Raw genomic sequence first — 16,315 nt, forward strand, 5'->3', positions numbered from 1 at the left:
GCATCAGCTCCCGCTCCCAGCCGGGCGATCTGGCCAAAGCATCGGCGGCCTGGGGCACGTGCAGAAGACAGCGGTGGCGCAACAGCTCGCGCCGGTCGGTCAGCGCGACGGTGAAGGACGCGTGGTCCGGATCGCAGCCGGGCCCGGGTCCGCCGGGGGTTCAGGAACATCCGCGCTCACCTCGCCTGCCCGACCCGTGTTCCCAATCCCCGAGGCGCCGGCACCGGACGGCCACCCGGCGCCAAGAACAAACCTGCTGCGCCGGCAGGTGCGGGAGAGGGCGCGGCGGAAGGCGGACCCGAGCCTGGGTGCTCGACATCCAGAGTACGGGGCGGCCGGGGTGCCCGCGGAGTCGGCGGGCGTGATGCGGCAAAAGAATACCGGGCTCAAGCACAGCCTGACCGTTGACGTGTTGCGCATGGTGATCGTGGTGGCGGTTCTCGCCGTGTCCGTGCACGACAACGCCGCCGGCATCGCTGCTGGACATGCAACATCGTGTTTCCACACTTGAAGACGGGGCTGGTCGAGCGTGTGTTCGTGGAGGGTGGCACAGGCCACGTCACCTCGCGTACTCCGGACGACCGCGCCGTGGACTGCCCCTGCTGCGGCATGGCTGCGCATCGTGTCCACGGCCGCTATCAGCGGCATCTCGCCGATACCGCTGTCGCTGGGCGTTCGGTGGTCATCGACGTGTCGGTGCGCCGTCTCGTCTGCGATCAGCCAACGTGCCTCCGGTGCGTTCATTGAGCAGGTCGGGGACCTGACCTGCGTCCGATCGTGGCTACCTGTGCCATGTGGTCCGACAGGAATGCCGTGCCGCCTGACGGCATCGCGACCGGCTCCGTGAAGAACAGACCGCTCCCGGTGACCGGGTAACGGGCGGCGTCACCGTGGACGAGCAGGTAGTCGACCCGGTACGCCGATGCACCGGCAGGCAGCAGCTCGGCGTGGAAGGTGGGCAGGTCCGCTGCGGCGAACGGATCCCGCCATCCACCTTCGTCCACCAGCGCCTCATACAGAGCTGAACTGCTGGGGGGGTTGAAGTCGCCGCCGGCGATCACCAGTTCGGTGTCGCGGTCGCGCGCCTCCCGCACGACCCGGTGGAACCTCGTCAGCTGCGCCATCTGCAGGGCTTCGTGCCGGTTGCCCGCCGACCAATCCCCGTCCCTGTTCGCGGTCAGATGCACGTTGGCCACCACCGTTCGGTGTCCGGAGACTTCGAAGGTCAGGACGCCTTGGAGACCGCTGCCCAATGTCACCGCGCAGCGTAACAACGGGCCGCCAGCTCGCGGCCGCGTGCCGCGGAACGACATGTACCGGACTGCCCGCAACGGCCTTCTGGAAAAGGAGACCAGGCCTCCGGCCGGCTGACCGAGCATGCCGGTCCTGCGGGCGACGAACGGGAACGATGGCAGGTGCCGCGCGAGAAACCTTTGCAGACGCGGGGTCCAGACCTCCTGGAAGTTCACGAGGTCCACGTCCGTCCGCTCGAGGCGGCGGCAGAACTCGGCCGCTCGCTTCTTCACGGGCCGCAGCGAGTTGGACATTCCGCAGCAGACATTCAAGGACGCCAGGCTGACACTCTCCCCGTCAGTCGTCACGCGGCCACCCCCTGAGCTCGAGTCTCACTCACCTTGAGCGTCTCGCCTCCGACCAGCGGCCGAGCGCCACCAGCGACAGGCCTTCGTTGTAGGAGCCGAAGACGCAGAACGCGGCCAGCATCAGGCAGAAAACCCAGAGCACCAGGCCCCTCCGTAGTCCGATGTGCTCAGCTCGTAGGTCAGGGTGTAATGGAACCATGAGGACTGGCCAGTAGCCGAACAGGACCCACCCGTGGCCCGGAGACCGGTGATTCCGAAGAGGTGGCGGAGCGTCCCGGCGCCCAGCAGGAACCACAGGACCAGTCCCAGCCTGGTCCAGGCCAGTATCGCGGCGTTCGTGAGGACATCCTCGGTGGGCGGATCGAATCCGTCGCTCTTGTCCGCCACAGTGATCCCGACCACCACATCCCGCCAGGTCACCAGGTCCGCGCGCTCCCCAGCCCCCGGCGGCGCTGTAAACGGAGGAGGCAACCTCCCGGCTCGCCTCGGACCCGGAGGCGCGCCGGTACGTCACAACGTAGTGCGTCACTTTCGACGTGGCCCCGCTTCCATCGGAGTTCAACTCCGTCGGACGTGTCGCCCCGGCTGCCGATCTCCCGCGCGATGCAGCCGCGCGTGGCCCCGGCCGGGGTCGGTACGCCCCCCGAGCACAGACGCGGATGGCGGAGTCCCGTGACGTCCTGGTAAGGCTCCACCGCCCAAAGCATCGCGCAGACGATCGCGGCCGCCCCGACCAGCAGCACCCCTGCCTGAAACGATCACGACCCGTCGGACGCGACCCCCACCCCGTCCCCACGTCGATCCCCGGGCCGACGACGCGAGCCTGAGCCCGTCATGCCCTGCCCCGTGCGACTACTCGAGGAGTGGCGGACGCTCATACGCCACTGCGGCAGTCACCGGGGCTCGGCCCTTGGCTCATGATCCTTCCAGACATCCGACCACGAGCCATCCGTGGAACTACGTAGATTGCCGCCCTGGTTTCCCGGTTCCCGCATCCCGGTGGGACGTCGACGTTCTACTCAGAGGGCGGTGCGTGAGGTGATGTCCGTTTCGCTCTTTCGGGAGGGGCAAGCGTGCTGGCCACGGCGTCACCGGGCGGCTCCGGCCGCGGCTGGGTGAACAAGCCTTGCTCGGTCTCGACCACGACTGATCCGCAGATCCCACGACCACCTCCGAGATCAGTCGCGGCGTACATCAGCGCTGCCGCTTCGATTGCTCACGGGAGGATCGCGCGCCAACGGGAGGCCTGCCGCGTGTCCCTCCGACATCGGTCGCAGCCAGCAGCAGTTCAAGTACGTTCACGCCGACGGTTCCTCTTCCGGTCGGCAAAGCAGTTTGCTCTCTTGGCGTCCGATGCTTTCTCATGATCTCGGAAGCCGTACAGGGAGGGCGGGATCATGAAATGGCGATGGGACAGGCAGCACCGAACGCAGAAGGGGTTCGGCGGAGCGGAGGCCCCGGAGAGCCGGGTGCTGCGGCACTGGGGCCTTCAGGGCGTGGAGTGGTGGCCGTGGCTGCGCCGCTCGCCGGTGGCCGTCGACCTGCTCGCGTGGTGGGGACACGCGGAGGCCTACCGGGCCCTGGTCGGGGAGGATGCGTACCAGGAGCGGGGGCGCGAGCTGTTGTCCCGGGCGTCCCCCCGTGACTGCGCGGCGGCGGGCATGGGGTGCGAACGGCGCATCGACCGGGCGTGTCGCACTCCGGAGATCTGCGCTCTGGAGCCGGCCGCGCCGGGCCGTCGCGAGGGCCCGGCGCCGGGAGCGTGCAGCGGTTTCTACGGGGACACCTGGCTGAGGGTGAGGTTCAGCCCTGACGACCGGCATCGGGCGGTGTCCTGTCGTGAGGACGAGAAGTGGGCATCTCGCCTGTGGGTGGACGGCGTCCAGGTGGAAGCGGACGTGGCCCTGGACTTCGGAGGCCACTGGCAGGGGAACCGGTTCTACGTGGTGCAGGCCATGGGCCCGGACGACCATCCGATGCAGAGGTGGGGCCCGGGAGGGGGCTGGATCGCCTCGTTGCTGATCCACGATATCGAGCGGGGCGCCTCGCGCCTGCTCGTGCCGGAAGACACCGAGGCGTGGACCGATCCCCTCGTCGTCCTGACCGGGGACGAGTTGAGGATCTACGCGGACCGGGCGGCCCACGACGCCGACGAACCCGGCCGTGTGCTCCGCCTCGGCGAGGCCGTCGCCGACGACGGCACCGAGCCCGGGACCGACGGCTACTGAAGGAGGGCAGCCGGAATGCAGGGAAAGGTGCCGTAGGGAAGCCGAGCCGGGTGGCCCCGGACTTGTTCCGCACCCGCTTCATGTCGTCTTCCAGCAGCGTCCCCTCTCCACCAGGTTCAGCCACGACGCGCTGGTGGGTGTGAAGTGCAGGTGGAACCGCGGGTGCGCCAGCAGCCACTTCTTCCCGTCCGGTGTCTTGTGGGTGGCGTAGTTGTCGAGGATCAGATGGACCTGGAGGTCTGCGGGCACTCCCTTGTCGAGCTTGGTCACGAACTTCTCGACCTCGGCGGCCCGGTGGCGGCGGTGGGAGTGATCGGATGACTTGCGGTGGCGACTTCCAGGGCCGCGTAGAGGGTGGTGTGCCGGCACGGATGTAGTCGTGGCTGCGGCGTTCTGGAACGCTGGGCATCATCGGCAGGACCGGCTTGGACCGGTCCAGGGCCTGGATCTGCGACTTCTCGTCCACGCAGAGGACCAGGGGCCTTCTCCGGCGGGTCGAGGCAGAGCGCGACGACGTCGCGGGCCTTGTCGATTAACAGCGGGCCCGTCAGACAGCTTGAACGTGTGCGACCGGTGCGGGGCCAGGGCGAACGCCGCCAGATCCATGAGACCGTCCACTGCGACATGCCCGTGGCCGTGGCCGCGGCCATCGACCGGGTCGACCAGTGCGTCGCGTTCTTCGGCTTCTCTTCGAGCGTCTTGACGATCACCCGCTCGACATCCGCGTCCGTGATCTTCCGTGGGATACCCGGCCGTGGCTCGTCGCCCAGCACGTCCAGGCCGTGCTCGAAGGAGCGCCGCGCCAGGTGCGGACTCCGGAGCGATCCGCAGCCGCCGCGACACCTCCATGACCGAGTGCCCCTCTGCGCACTCCAGTACGATCCGCGACCGCTGAGAAGACAACGGCGGAATCTCCGGACCAGGACGACTCATACCCCACTCACGACACACCTCAGACCCAGGTCACTAGTGCAGGGCAGGCAGCGACGCTGCCGGTGTGCCGGCAGCTGCCGCTTCGCTGCCGGATGTGGTGGCCGAGCTGACAGTGGCGCGAGGCGTTACAAGACGTTAAAGGGGAACGCCACCGACCGGTGCTTGCCGCTCAGCCGACTCGTGCAACCCTGCCGTTGTACGCTGCCGGGCTGCCGACACCAGAGCTTGTATCACTGCTTGGTCGGCACTCATCTCGGGGTGCCACTGCACGCCCAGGGCGAAGTGGTGCCGGGTGCTTTCGATGGCCTCGACTGTGCTGTCTTCGGCGTAGGCCGCGACCGCCAGGCCTGCGCCGAGGAGGTCGGCTGCCTGGTGGTGGTGCGTGGCCACCTGTCTGGTCCCGGGCAGGAGCGAGGCCAGACGGGTGCCCGGCACGGTGGTGATGGCATGTGGCGTGAAGAGTCCGAGATACCCGTTGTGGCCGTCGTGACCCACCTTCTCGGGCAGGTGCTGGATCAACGTGCCGCCCGCGTGAACGTTCATCAGCTGCATGCCCCTGCAGATTCCGAGGACGGGAATGTCACGGTCCAGACTGTTCTTGAGGACAGCGCGCTCCCACCGGTCGCGGGCGGGGACCGGAGTCCCCGCACACGGGTGGGGCTCGGCCCCGTACAGGGCGGGATCCAGGTCCTCACCTCCGGCGAGGATGACGCCGTCCAATCGCGCGATGACGTCCGCCGCCGCGCCCGGCGCATCGGGCGGCAGAAGGACGGCCCGGCCTCCGGCGGCCTGAACGCATGTGGCGTACGCCGCGGGCAGCAGTGCGGCGGGCAGCTCCCACTCTCCCCACCGCGCGTCGGTGAGGTAAGTGGTGATTCCGATAAGTGGCTTGCGCACGCAGCGCCCCTTTCCCATGCAGCAGTCAAATCCAGTCAGATGACTGACCACCCCCTGAAACCCCGGCCCGGCGATGGTTGCGGGCAACGCATCACGGTGGGGCGGCAGGGCTCCGTTGCACGGACGGCGGTGCACGGGTGCACCTCGTGGCATGGGTAAGGGGACGGCCACGGCACTGAGCGAGACGGGTCACGCCCCTTGCCTGGTGGCAGAATCCTGCTGGCGTTCCTCCTTAAGCACAAGAAATGACATCTTTGTGTGAGGTAAGTCAGGCTTAACCCATGCAGATGCCAGATCCCCGCTTGCTCGCCACCTTGGAGGCCGTGGTGCGCCACGGCTCGTTCGCTGCCGCCGCCGGCGAACTCGGTTACAGCGCCCCCGCCGTCTCTCAGCAGATCGCCGAACTCGAACGCCGCGCAGGCCTTCGAGTCTTGGAGCGCCGTCCCGTGCGTCCCACGCCCGCCGGCCAGGTCCTCCTCGATGCCGAACAAGGGGTACGCTCCGCGCTGGCCGCAGCTGCACTGGAACTCGACGCCCTGCGTGCCGGCACGTCCGGGCGGATCCGGCTCGGCGCTTTCACCTCGGCCGCCACGAGCATCGTCCCGAAGGCTCTCGCGCAGTTGCAAACGTCGTACCCCGACGTCCGGGTCAGCCTCTCGCAGCTGGAGCCCGAGGCCGGCTACGGTCGGATCAAACGGGGAGACGCCGACCTTGCCCTGACTTATGACTACGACTTCATTCCCCAGCCGCCGCCGCGCACACTGCGCCGGACCCTGGTTGCACGGGACCCCGTCGTGGCGGTGCTTCCCGCGGGCCACGAGCTGGCCAGCCGGGAGGTCATCGACCTGGCGAGCCTGGCCGGCGAGACGTGGGTCGCCGCGCCCGAGGCCGCGCTGCGGCTGGAGCTGCTTGCCCAGATGGCCAAGACATCAGGCTTCGAGGCCCGACTGAAGTACGAGGGAGACGACTTCAACACCATCCTGGGCTTCGTTGCCGCAGGCCTGTGTGTCGCGGTACTGCCCCGCTTGGCCCTGCCCCGCGGTGTGGCCAATGTTGTCGCGAGACCGCTGGCCAACCCGGAGCTGACACGGTTCATCTACACCGTACGCCTCGACACCCGCCACGCCCCCGAAGCGCTGCTGGCGCTCGAGCGAATGCTGACAACACAGGTCCGGGCAGTCATTGCATGAGCCCCCGACCAGCCGTTCGGCGGTGCACTGACACATTCGATCATTTGTGAATACATGCATCGTGGCGCCCGCCCCAGGTCGGGTGCTGCCAAACAATCGTCCTTGGGAGGCTCCTGGGGTGCTGACCGCTGTCGTGTAGTGACGTGATGCGGAAACCTCTTTCCGTATGAGCGCTGCCGTGATTCGACGTTGCGACATCGTGGCGCTGACTGATCACCGGTCTCGTGGCCGCGAACATGGCAGCCCGGCGTGGGCATGAGCGTCGCCCCCCGACATGGACGCCTCGGCGGTGGAGGAACACCGCCGACAGCCGATCACGCCGGTGGGCGGTCGACCTGGACTGGTCGACGTGACCGATCAGGACTGGCCATGGGCATGAAGACCCGATCTCCGCCGGCCACGACCGAGTCGAGCCATGCGCCCGCCACGATGAGTACTCCCGCCGTGCCCGGCCGTCCCTGCCGGCTCGCAACCCGAGGCCCAAGCACGCGCAGGAAACGGGTGGCGGCTGTGAGCGGGCGCATCATGAGGGTGAGGCGTCGGATACGGCCCTCATCGTCGAGTGAGCTTGCTCCGCTTTGACGGACACCATTGGTGTGGTGGTCAGGCCGCGAGTACGGTCTCGTATTCGGCGGGACTTCGGTAGCCGAGGCTGCTGTGTAGCCGCTGCAAGTTGTACCAGCTCTCGATCCACTCGAAGATCGCAGTGCGGGCGAGAGCCCTGCTGGGCCAGGGTTTCGTGCCGAGCAGTTCCCGTTTGATCGTCGCGAAGAAGGACTCGGCGAGGGCGTTGTCCCAGCACTGTCCGGTGCGGCCGACCGATAGCTGGACGTCGAACTCACCTGCCAGGGACGCGAATTGCTGGCTGGTGTACTGGCATCCGCGGTCCGAGTGGAAGATCACCGGCCGGGCGGGGCGGCGCCGCCGGCAGGCGGTCGTAAGGGCTTCGGCGACCAGGTCGGTCCGCAGATGATCGGCGGTTGCCCAGCCGACGACACGGCGGGAGGCGATGTCGATGACGGTGGCCAGGTAGAGCCAGCCCTGATCGGTCGGGATATACGTGATGTCGCCGCACCAGCGGACGTCGAGTGCGGCCGGGTCGGGTGCGAAGTCGCGCCCGATGAGGTCGGGCCTCGCGGCGGCCCGCGGGTCGGGGGCGGTGGTCACGTGTCGCCGCCTGCGGTGCCGGCCTTCGAGTCCGGCGTCCCGCATCAGTCTGGCCACGCGGCGCCGTCCGCATCTTTCGCCCTCGCGTTGCAGAACGGCGTGGAGGCGTGGGGCCCCGTAGGTGCCACGGGAGTGCTCGTGGGCCTCGGTGATCTTCACGGTCAGCTCCAGGTCGCGGACCGCGCGGGGGCCGGGAGTTCCGTTGCGGCGGGCATAGAAGGCGGTGCGGGAGACCTTGAGCAGTTCACACGCGCGTTTGACGTTGTGGTTGCTCTGCTTCTCCGCCTCGATGAACGGGTGCACCGTCACCGGGTCTCCTTCGCGAAGAAAGCCGTGGCCCGCTTGAGGATGTCGACGTCCTCGCGCAGGCGGCGGTTCTCCCGCCGCAGCGCGGCCAGCTCCTCACGCTCGCTGCTGGTCAGCCCGTCTCGCTCGCCCGCGTCGACCTCGGCCTGCTTGACCCAGTCCCGCACCGCGGTCTCGGTCAGATCGAAGTCCTTGGCTATCTGACCGACCGAGCGGTCACCGCGCCGGCACAGCTCGACGATCTCGGCCTTGAACTCCGACGTGAACGAACGGCGAGGGCGAGGCTTCTTCTTCCCCATGCTCTCCATGATGGACATCCTCCCGGGGACGAACCCCTGATCTCGAATGTCCGTCAAAGCGGATCAAGCCCAACCGTGCGACTGAACAAGGAGCCGCGTACCAGTTCTGCCTCAGAGTCTTCGAGTCCGGTCCAGTGGACCTGATCGTCAAAGTCGGGCAGCGTCACGAGCGATCGGTCCTGGCGCGTGCGATCGGGAAAGTGCTTCCGGTGCGAGCTGCGCAGGCAGGCTGTTCGGCGATCAGTAGGTAGGCGCTGATGACCTTCCCCTTCCCGTCGGGTCTGGGGGAGGCACTCCAGTGGGCGGTCAACTGCGTGACGATGGACAGCCCGCGGCCGTGCTCCGCCAGGGTGCCCGGGAAGGTGGCCTTTGGAATCGGGGGCGCGGGATGGGGGTCCGCTACCTGGGTGATCAGAGCTTCTCCGGGGACCAGGGTGAGCGCGACCATGCATTCGCTCGTTGAAGGGTCCGGATTGGCGTGCGTGACGGCATTGGTGACCAGCTCACTGCAGACCAGCGTGGCAGCGTATTCCAAGTCCGGATGGCCCCACCAGGCCAACTGGTCCACGACGAAGTCCCGTGCGGTTTTTACGGATTCAGGGCGGCTGGGCAGATTCATACAGGCCGAGACGGCGGTGGGTGAGGCCAGTGCCTTGAGCATGTTGTCGCGCGTGATCTGGTGGGAGTTCATCGCTTCACCTCGTTCCTCTTCGCGGTCGTGGACGGTCTTGCAGAGCGCTCGGGTGGCCGCCGGGGATGGCCGAACTGCAGCCAACGAAGTGGCTCTTGCGGCTACCGTTACGCTCAGCGAACCGTGATTCACTCGGCGTGGGTATCCCGTGGAGGGTGCGGTACTGCGTAAGGCGCGTAAAGATCGTTTCGTGGACGGGAGCTTCCGGTGCCGCGTGAGCGCAACATCTTGCTGGAGGGCGTGCTGCGGCAGCTTGGCTGGTCGCAGGCCACGACCGCCCGGCATCTGCAGCGTGTGGCGGCCGAGGTCGGTGCCGACGACTTGAAAGCGGTGTCGGCTTCGCATGTCAACCAGTGGGTTCGCGGATCGCACCCTGAGCCGTCGGCGACCCGTATCTTGTGTGAAGCGTTGTCGCGAGGGCTGAGCAGCCGAGGGACCCATCGGGTCGTCACGGCAGCCGACATCGGGCTTAAAGACCCTGATGAGAAGGCAGGTTCCGCAACCCGGGACAGCGACTCGATCGCACAGCTCGTCGATCTCGGGGGGACCGACTTGGACCTGGAGCGCCGCCGCACCCTGAAGGGTGCAGCCTTCTCTCTCGCGGGGATGTTCCTGCCGTCCGACCGATGGTGGCAGGACACCGTCACTACAGCTCAGTCGCGGAAGCCGTCGGACGCATGGCACGTCGGCCCGGACGACGTAGCCGCCGTACGGGAAATGACGCAGCTGCTTTCCCAGCGTGAACAGCGCCGCGGCGGCCAGGACGGCCGTTCCGCCCTTGTGGCCTATCTCCGGACCGACGTCGCCGGATATCTCGGCGGCCGATTCCCGGATCACCACACGCGGCAGGAGATGTTCACTGCTGCCGGCGAACTGGCGTACCTGGCAGGCTGGACCGCTTTCGACTCCTCCGAGCACGCCCTCGCCCAGAAGTGGCTCGGTGTTGGCCTGCGGCTGTCTGCCGAAGCCGACGATGCTCCTCTGGCCGGACATATCCTCCGGGCCCAGGCGCACCAGACCCTAGACCTCGGTCATCCCACCCAAGCCCTCCGACTGGCCGAGGCCTCCGTCGCCCACCGCCGCTACACGGATGCGAGCCCGCGCGAACGCTCCCTCCTTGGGGTCGTTCATGCACGCAGCCTGGCGGTAGCCGGCCACAAGCAGCAGGCCATTGCCGCTCTGCTGCGTGCCGAAGACGACCTGCGCCACGCTGAAAGCGGAGACGGCGAGCCTGCCCGAGTCTTCTTCTTCTCCGAGGCAAGCCTCGCGCACGAAACGGCCCGCACCCTGCAGGGCCTCGGAGATCTCCGCGGTGCTGAACGTGAGTTCCAGCGCAGCGTCCGCACCCGCCGCGCCCAGCCTTTCGCCCGCACCCACGCGGTCACCCTCGGCCTCCTGGGCGCGGTGCAGATACAGCGCGGAGCTGTCGATGCGGCCTGCGCCACCTGGTCCCAGGCCCTGGACACCATGCAGGGAGTCCAGTCCGGTCGGGCTTTGGACACCGTGGTCCAGATGCGCCGCTCCCTGTCTCCTTACCGAGGCCGCGGAGGAACGGCGCTGGCCCAACTGGACGACCGCGCCCGTACGGTGATCGGCCGGGTACGCTGACCGCGCCATCACAGCACTGGCGCGGACCGGGGAACCCCCAGGCCTTGCTGGTAGTCGTAGGGGAGGATTTCGTGGACGACCCGATCACGTTGGAGGCCGTTGCCCATGTCGTCGGCGGCCACGAGAAGCCGGCCGATGACTACCAGGGCGGAGTCGAATCGATCATCCGCCTTCGCCCCGACCTCCCGCTGGATACCTTGCAAGGCCTTGAGGAGTTCTCCCACCTGATCGTCACCTGGCGCTTCCACCTGGGATCCGATGCCGACCTCCACCTCGGAGCCCGCAGCCCCCGGAACAACCCGGAGTGGCAGCCCACCGGCACCTTCGTGCACCGAAACCACCGGCGCCCCAACCGAATGGCTACCAGCTTTCCCCGGCTGCTCAAAGTCGAAGGACGGGATCTGCACGTCACCGACCTTGACGCCGTCAACGGCACCCCCATCTACGATCTCGCCCCCTACTTCGAGCAGATGGGACCCCGCGGCCCCATCACCGCCCCGGCCTGGCCGGCAGTGATGCTGGAGCACTACTGGGACCCCGCTGCCGAGCGACCCTGACCCTGGGAAGGAGCAGAGGACGGTGCCTGCTTGCGTCTCCATGCCCCTGGCGTAGCGGGGGCTCAGCGTCGTGGCCGCCAGCGAGTGAACACGCACTGGTCGGGGCCGGCGTTGACTCCGAAGGGCAGACCGATTCGGTCGAGGAGGAATCCCTGGCCGGCGGCGTGCACACCGTACCCGCAGCCGGTGTAGAGGCTGCCCAGGGCCCGTTCGGTCTCGAAAGACCCGTACAGCAGGAAGTAGTCGAGCTGTTCGTAGACCTGCCAGGCCCGTTTCATCAAAGTGCTGGCAATGCCCTGGCCACGGGCTTCATCGGCCACTGCCAACCCATGCACCTTGCCGATGGCCACGCTCAGCGTCAACGCCTCCACATCGCTGTACCCGTGGTCCAAGGCTCGTTCGATGACGGTTCCGGGAGCAGTGACCGCCAGGACGCCGACCGTTCGGTCCTGTTGGTCTGCGGCCACCAGGGTGAGGCTGACGCTGGCCATCGAATCGGCCATAGCGTGCCCAGCGGTACGACGTGCGAAGTCCTCGAGGAACGTTTTGGTGGTGCCGTCCAAGCCGTTGAGGAGAGCCGCCCCGCCGTGCCTTCCTCGATGGACTACCGAAGGGCCGGCATGAGCCGGACCCCGGCCGTTTCCAGCAGCGCGTCCACAGCGTCCGTGTCCGCCGCCGTTGCCAGTCGTACGCGGGTGCTCCTGGGGGCAGGCCAGCCATCCCGTAGCCGACCAGCAGTGAGTCGTACGGGCCTGCTGCTGCCCTTCTTCGCCACGCGCTTGGCCACCGACAACCCCCTGGAAGCAACGAACGGGAACGGCGCTGAGCGCCACGAGGATGTTGTCCATCGCCAAGGGCGTTCAAGGAGCGTTTACCGGCCGAATGTGTACGACGTGTCGGCCAGGTAGTTCGGCACGACCGTGTCGCACAAGCGAGATCCCGGCGCGCTCGGACCTGGTAGGCGCTGACACCGTCACATCCTGACCTGAGCACGCCCACCACGCCGCCCTGCTCGTCGGCGCCTTGGCTACCAGCCGCAGGAGGTCGCAGCACCTGGTCGCCTGGTTCGGATTTCGCCGAAGAACGAGTGCAGCGGCAGTGGGCGACGTCACCAACGCTCTCCTGTTCCTATAGCGCCCCCTATTCCGCCCATTCGTCGACGGCAGACATGAATGACTGGATTTTCTTCCGGAGGACATGTCAACGTACGAGTGTCCGCAATTCCAATGGCCCAGGGGAGGAATCAGTGCAAGCTTACGAACTTCATCCTCGCGCACCCGAAGAGTATCGGTCCTGGAATCCGGAGCCCCGGATCTGGAGAGGTGTGTGATTGTCCTGACCGTCGACCAGTCGCCTTCGTGGGTGGTGGGGAGACCCCGATCGTTCGGACGGCTGGGCGCAATATAGTCCAGGATCGCCGGTTAGCGAAACCGGGGATTCTTCGCATCATGGCCTCGTACGTGTCCGTAGTTGCTCGCTCCGTTCTGCGGGGCAGGGCGAGCCAGAAGACCGGAGGTTCTTGATTGGCTCAGGGTGGGAGCTATCGGTTGCTCACGCCGGCCGAAGTAGCCGAATGGCTGAAGGTCAGCGAGGTCACTGTGAAGAACAAGTACCGATCTTGGGGGCTTCGCCCCCAGAAAGTAGGCCGGCTCCTCCGATTCCGTGAGCGAGATGTCGTTTCCTACCTCGACAGCAGGTACGGATAGGGGAGCCTCCTGTGAGGCTCAGTAGGGAGAATCTGAAGCTTGGCCCGCGTGTTGCAGAAGTGCAAAGATGACCCGAGGAACGTTCACTACCCGTGTGGGCAGACCCGCTGCGGTCATCCGTGGACCGTCCGGTACCGCGAACCAGGCGGCAGGGCGGGAGGTCAGCGAGAGAAGTCCTTCGAGAAGAAGGGACAGGCTGATGTCTTTGCCATCAAGGTAGAGCGGGACAAGGATCTTGGTACGTACATCGCGCCGACGGGTCTTTTGCATCCTCTGGTCGCTGTGTACCGCGAGTTCATCAGGGCGGGGGATCGCGCGAACGGCACCCGTTACCAGTACGAGACGAGCCTGCGTCTCCACGTGGAGCCGTACTTTGGTGGCACCGCCATCGGCGCTGTCAGACCGAAGGATCTTCAGGCGTGGCTGAAGTGGATGGTCGAGGAGCGTGGCTACAGGGAGTCGACGGCGATCAACCGCTACGAGACTCTCGCCGGAGTCTTCAGCTTCGCCGTCGCCAATGAGTACATCACCAAGAATCCGTGCCAGCACGTCCGCACCAGCCGACGGCGTGTGAAACGCAAGGCGAAGAAGACCATTCGTCTGCCCACGCTGGAGGAGATCGAAGCCATAGAGAGACACCTCCCGGGCCCGTACAAGCTCCTGGTGTGGTTGATGGCCGGCTGTGGGTTGCGCATAGGCGAAGCGTGCGCTGTGACGCTCCAGCAGTTTGACTTCGAGGCGGGGCTGATCTACGTGGACCGTCAGGTCACCCAGGACGGTGAGAACGAGGAGCCAAGAACCGCTGTTCAGAAGGCGATTACGAAGGGCCGGGGGCGGGCCCACTGCGTAAGGCATCTCAAGTGGCGTGACTTGGACGAGGGTCGAGCGGTCCCGCTGCCGCCGAGTATCGCTGCCAGGGTGCAGGAGCACGTCCAGCGTTATGGAACGTTGCGCGTCAGGGATGCGGTGAATCGAATTCCGGGCGACTACCTCTTCTCGAACGTCGGGCGCACCAACATCCTCATGTACTCGCTTGTCGACCGTCTGTGGCGGAAGGCCAAGCAGAGCGCGGGCATCACAAGGAAGATCACCCCGCATTGGCTGCGCCACTTCTTCGCCTCGGCGGGACTATCCAAGGGCGTACCGGTAACGGATATGGCCGAGTGGCTCGGGCACCGGGATTCACGCATCACCCACGAGACGTACGCGCACGTGATGCCGGACGCCCCGGGACGGCTGAGGGCCCTGATGGATTCGGTCTTCACGCGCGAGACCGAGCTGAGCCTGCCGCTCGAGTTCGAGGCCGTGGTCCAAGCGGCCTGACGTCCGGTGGCGCGATCGCGGTGCGGACCGGTCTCGCCCGGCCGGCCGCATCGCCGGACGGGCAGTGCAAAGGGTCCGGTCCGCCCGTGAATGACCGAGTTCAACGCTGCGTAGTCAGCACCGAACCAGCACGGGACGGGTCGCCAGAGGTGCTGACAAGGGCTTTCGGGTCAGCACCGAACCAGCACGGGAGTCAGCACGAGGGGCGCAAAACAGGCTGATCCACGCGTTTGTGGCAGGTGTCGGCGGGGCGTTCCGGAAGCCTTCAAGGTGTGCAGGGTGGCGGTGTGGTGGTTGGGTACACAAGGTGGCGCCTGAATGTGATGTCCCGCCACATACGCTGCCGACCTGCGGGCTTCTACGGTGTGGCCACACCAAACGTCGCCGCAGACCCCGGAAGTGGTGCACATGACCTCCCCCGCAACAGCCGCACCATCAGCAACCGGAATCCGCAGGATCGTCGCCGCCAGCCTCATCGGGACCACCATCGAGTGGTACGACTTCTTCCTCTACGGATCCGCCGCGGCCCTCGTCTTCAACCAGCTCTTCTTCCCCACCACCGACCCCATGGTGGGCACCCTTCTCGCGTTCCTCACCTACGCGATCGGCTTCGGCGCGCGTCCCCTGGGCGGAGTCGTCTTCGGACACTACGGCGACAAGATCGGCCGTAAGAAACTGCTGGTCCTCAGCCTGCTGTTGATGGGCGGCGCCACCTTCGCGATGGGCCTGCTGCCCACCCACGCCTCCATCGGCGTCGGCGCTCCGATCCTCCTCACCCTCCTCCGCCTGATCCAGGGCTTCGCGCTCGGCGGAGAATGGGGCGGCGCGGTCCTGATCGTCTCCGAGCACGGCAACGACAAGAACCGCGGCTTCTGGGCCTCCTGGCCGCAGGCCGGCGCACCTAGCGGCAACCTGCTTGCCACCGGAGTCCTCGCCCTGTTGGCCGCCTTCCAGTCGGACGAGGCATTCCTCGCCTGGGGCTGGCGCATACCCTTCCTGCTCTCCGGGCTGCTCGTCGTCATCGGCCTGTGGATCCGTGTGTCGGTCTCCGAATCCCCGGTCTTCCTCGAAGCCCAGGCCAAGGCCGAAGCCCAGGCCGCCGTGGGCGTCAAGGAGAAGGCGCCGGTCGCCGAGGTCTTCCGCACGAACTGGCGCGGCGTGCTCACCGCCATCGGCACCCGGCTCGGTGAGAACGTCTCCTACTACATTCTCACCGCCTTCCTCCTGGTGTACGTCACCACTCACCTCGGACTCTCCAAGAGCATCGCCCTGAACGCCGTGCTGATCGGCTCCGCGATCCACTTCGTCACCATCCCGGCCTGGGGGGCCCTCTCCGACCGGATCGGCCGCCGGTCGGTCACCCTGATCGGAGCGCTGGGCATGGCCGGTTGGGCATTCGCCTTCTTCGCCCTGCTGGACACCAAGTCCGCCGGCGTGATCACTCTCGCGGTCACCATCGGTCTGCTCCTGCACGGCGCGATGTACGGGCCGCAGGCCGCCTTCATCTCCGAGATGTTCGACACCAAGGTCCGTTACTCCGGCGCCTCCATGGGCTCCCAGCTCGCCTCGATCATCGGAGGCGCCCTCGCCCCGATCATCGCGGTGGCGCTGCTCCACGGCCACGGCTCCTCAATGCCGGTGTCGCTCTACCTGGGTGCCACGGTCCTGATCACCGCGGTCACCGTGGTGATCGCCAAGGAGACGAGCGGCCGTAGCCTGGCCCAGGAGGACAACCCGGCCGGTACGCTCCCCGCTCAGGGGCGCGGCAGCGAGGACCCGATCCAGACCGTCGGCTGACACCTCACAACT

General features: G+C 67.0%; 15 protein-coding genes and 1 pseudogene. 9 read left to right on the forward strand and 7 right to left on the reverse strand.

Going from position 1 to position 16,315, the window contains the following annotated elements; genetic code table 11:
- Positions 1-340 precede the first annotated feature (340 nt).
- The gene (locus OG386_RS45420) at positions 341-511 is read left to right on the forward strand and encodes a hypothetical protein (RefSeq protein ID WP_314245563.1); all 171 of its coding nucleotides are present in this window, start codon (positions 341-343) and stop codon (positions 509-511) included.
- A 77-nt stretch (positions 512-588) separates the two neighbouring features.
- Positions 589-747, forward strand: coding sequence for a transposase family protein (locus tag OG386_RS47145; protein WP_369015987.1), 159 nt, complete (start codon positions 589-591; stop codon positions 745-747).
- Here OG386_RS47145 and OG386_RS45425 read toward each other — a convergent pair.
- Positions 741-1,601: an endonuclease/exonuclease/phosphatase family protein gene (locus tag OG386_RS45425; protein WP_328793073.1), complete on the reverse strand. Its 861-nt coding sequence runs from the start codon at positions 1,599-1,601 to the stop codon at positions 741-743. The two genes, OG386_RS47145 and OG386_RS45425, sit on opposite strands and share 7 nt — an antisense overlap.
- 1,397 nt (positions 1,602-2,998) lie before the next feature.
- Between OG386_RS45425 and OG386_RS45430 the strand changes: the two genes are divergently transcribed.
- Positions 2,999-3,829 (forward strand): hypothetical protein, encoded by an 831-nt coding sequence (locus tag OG386_RS45430; protein ID WP_266599526.1) that lies wholly within the window; start codon positions 2,999-3,001, stop codon positions 3,827-3,829.
- Between the two features lie 102 nt (positions 3,830-3,931).
- Here OG386_RS45430 and OG386_RS47150 read toward each other — a convergent pair.
- Positions 3,932-4,762, reverse strand: a pseudogene (locus OG386_RS47150) (IS630 family transposase); the annotation flags it as partial.
- Positions 4,763-4,897: 135 nt separating this feature from the next.
- Positions 4,898-5,659 (reverse strand): gamma-glutamyl-gamma-aminobutyrate hydrolase family protein, encoded by a 762-nt coding sequence (locus tag OG386_RS45445; RefSeq protein WP_252310514.1) that lies wholly within the window; start codon positions 5,657-5,659, stop codon positions 4,898-4,900.
- A 281-nt stretch (positions 5,660-5,940) separates the two neighbouring features.
- On the opposite strand from OG386_RS45445, the gene OG386_RS45450 reads away from it, so the two are divergent.
- Positions 5,941-6,849, forward strand: coding sequence for a LysR family transcriptional regulator (locus OG386_RS45450; protein ID WP_266599534.1), 909 nt, complete (start codon positions 5,941-5,943; stop codon positions 6,847-6,849).
- 603 nt (positions 6,850-7,452) lie between these two features.
- On the opposite strand, the gene OG386_RS45455 is transcribed toward OG386_RS45450, so the two are convergent.
- The 3 genes from OG386_RS45455 to OG386_RS45465 all read right to left on the reverse strand — a co-directional run bounded on the left by OG386_RS45455 (position 7,453) and on the right by OG386_RS45465 (position 9,312).
- Entirely contained in the window at positions 7,453-8,325 is an 873-nt protein-coding gene (locus OG386_RS45455) for an IS3 family transposase (RefSeq protein ID WP_328786315.1), read from the reverse strand.
- Entirely contained in the window at positions 8,322-8,630 is a 309-nt protein-coding gene (locus OG386_RS45460) for an IS3 family transposase (RefSeq protein ID WP_032759650.1), read from the reverse strand. Before OG386_RS45460 ends, OG386_RS45455 begins: the two co-directional genes overlap by 4 nt.
- 154 nt (positions 8,631-8,784) lie before the next feature.
- Complete coding sequence (locus OG386_RS45465; RefSeq protein ID WP_314245768.1) at positions 8,785-9,312, reverse strand: ATP-binding protein; 528 nt, start codon at positions 9,310-9,312, stop codon at positions 8,785-8,787.
- Between the two features lie 207 nt (positions 9,313-9,519).
- On the opposite strand from OG386_RS45465, the gene OG386_RS45470 reads away from it, so the two are divergent.
- Positions 9,520-10,920, forward strand: a complete 1,401-nt coding sequence (locus tag OG386_RS45470; RefSeq protein ID WP_314245770.1) for a Tat pathway signal protein — start codon at positions 9,520-9,522, stop codon at positions 10,918-10,920.
- A gap of 71 nt (positions 10,921-10,991) precedes the next feature.
- Complete coding sequence (locus tag OG386_RS45475) at positions 10,992-11,477, forward strand: TrmO family methyltransferase domain-containing protein (protein WP_314245772.1); 486 nt, start codon at positions 10,992-10,994, stop codon at positions 11,475-11,477.
- 62 nt (positions 11,478-11,539) lie between these two features.
- Here the strand turns inward: OG386_RS45475 and OG386_RS45480 are convergent, their stop codons facing one another.
- Positions 11,540-12,040 (reverse strand): GNAT family N-acetyltransferase, encoded by a 501-nt coding sequence (locus OG386_RS45480; protein WP_314245774.1) that lies wholly within the window; start codon positions 12,038-12,040, stop codon positions 11,540-11,542.
- Positions 12,041-13,024: 984 nt separating this feature from the next.
- On the opposite strand from OG386_RS45480, the gene OG386_RS45485 reads away from it, so the two are divergent.
- From OG386_RS45485 to OG386_RS45495, 3 genes are all read left to right on the forward strand, one after another.
- Entirely contained in the window at positions 13,025-13,183 is a 159-nt protein-coding gene (locus OG386_RS45485; RefSeq protein ID WP_314245775.1) for a helix-turn-helix domain-containing protein, read from the forward strand.
- Positions 13,184-13,231: 48 nt separating this feature from the next.
- Positions 13,232-14,506 carry a tyrosine-type recombinase/integrase gene (locus OG386_RS45490; RefSeq protein WP_314246237.1) on the forward strand — a complete coding sequence of 425 codons (1,275 nt, stop codon included), beginning with the start codon at positions 13,232-13,234 and terminating at the stop codon, positions 14,504-14,506.
- A 408-nt stretch (positions 14,507-14,914) separates the two neighbouring features.
- Complete coding sequence (locus OG386_RS45495; protein ID WP_328793075.1) at positions 14,915-16,303, forward strand: MFS transporter; 1,389 nt, start codon at positions 14,915-14,917, stop codon at positions 16,301-16,303.
- The last annotated feature ends 12 nt before the right edge of the window (positions 16,304-16,315 follow it).

It is taken from the genome of Streptomyces sp. NBC_00273, from assembly GCF_036178145.1.
GTDB lineage: Bacteria > Actinomycetota > Actinomycetes > Streptomycetales > Streptomycetaceae > Streptomyces.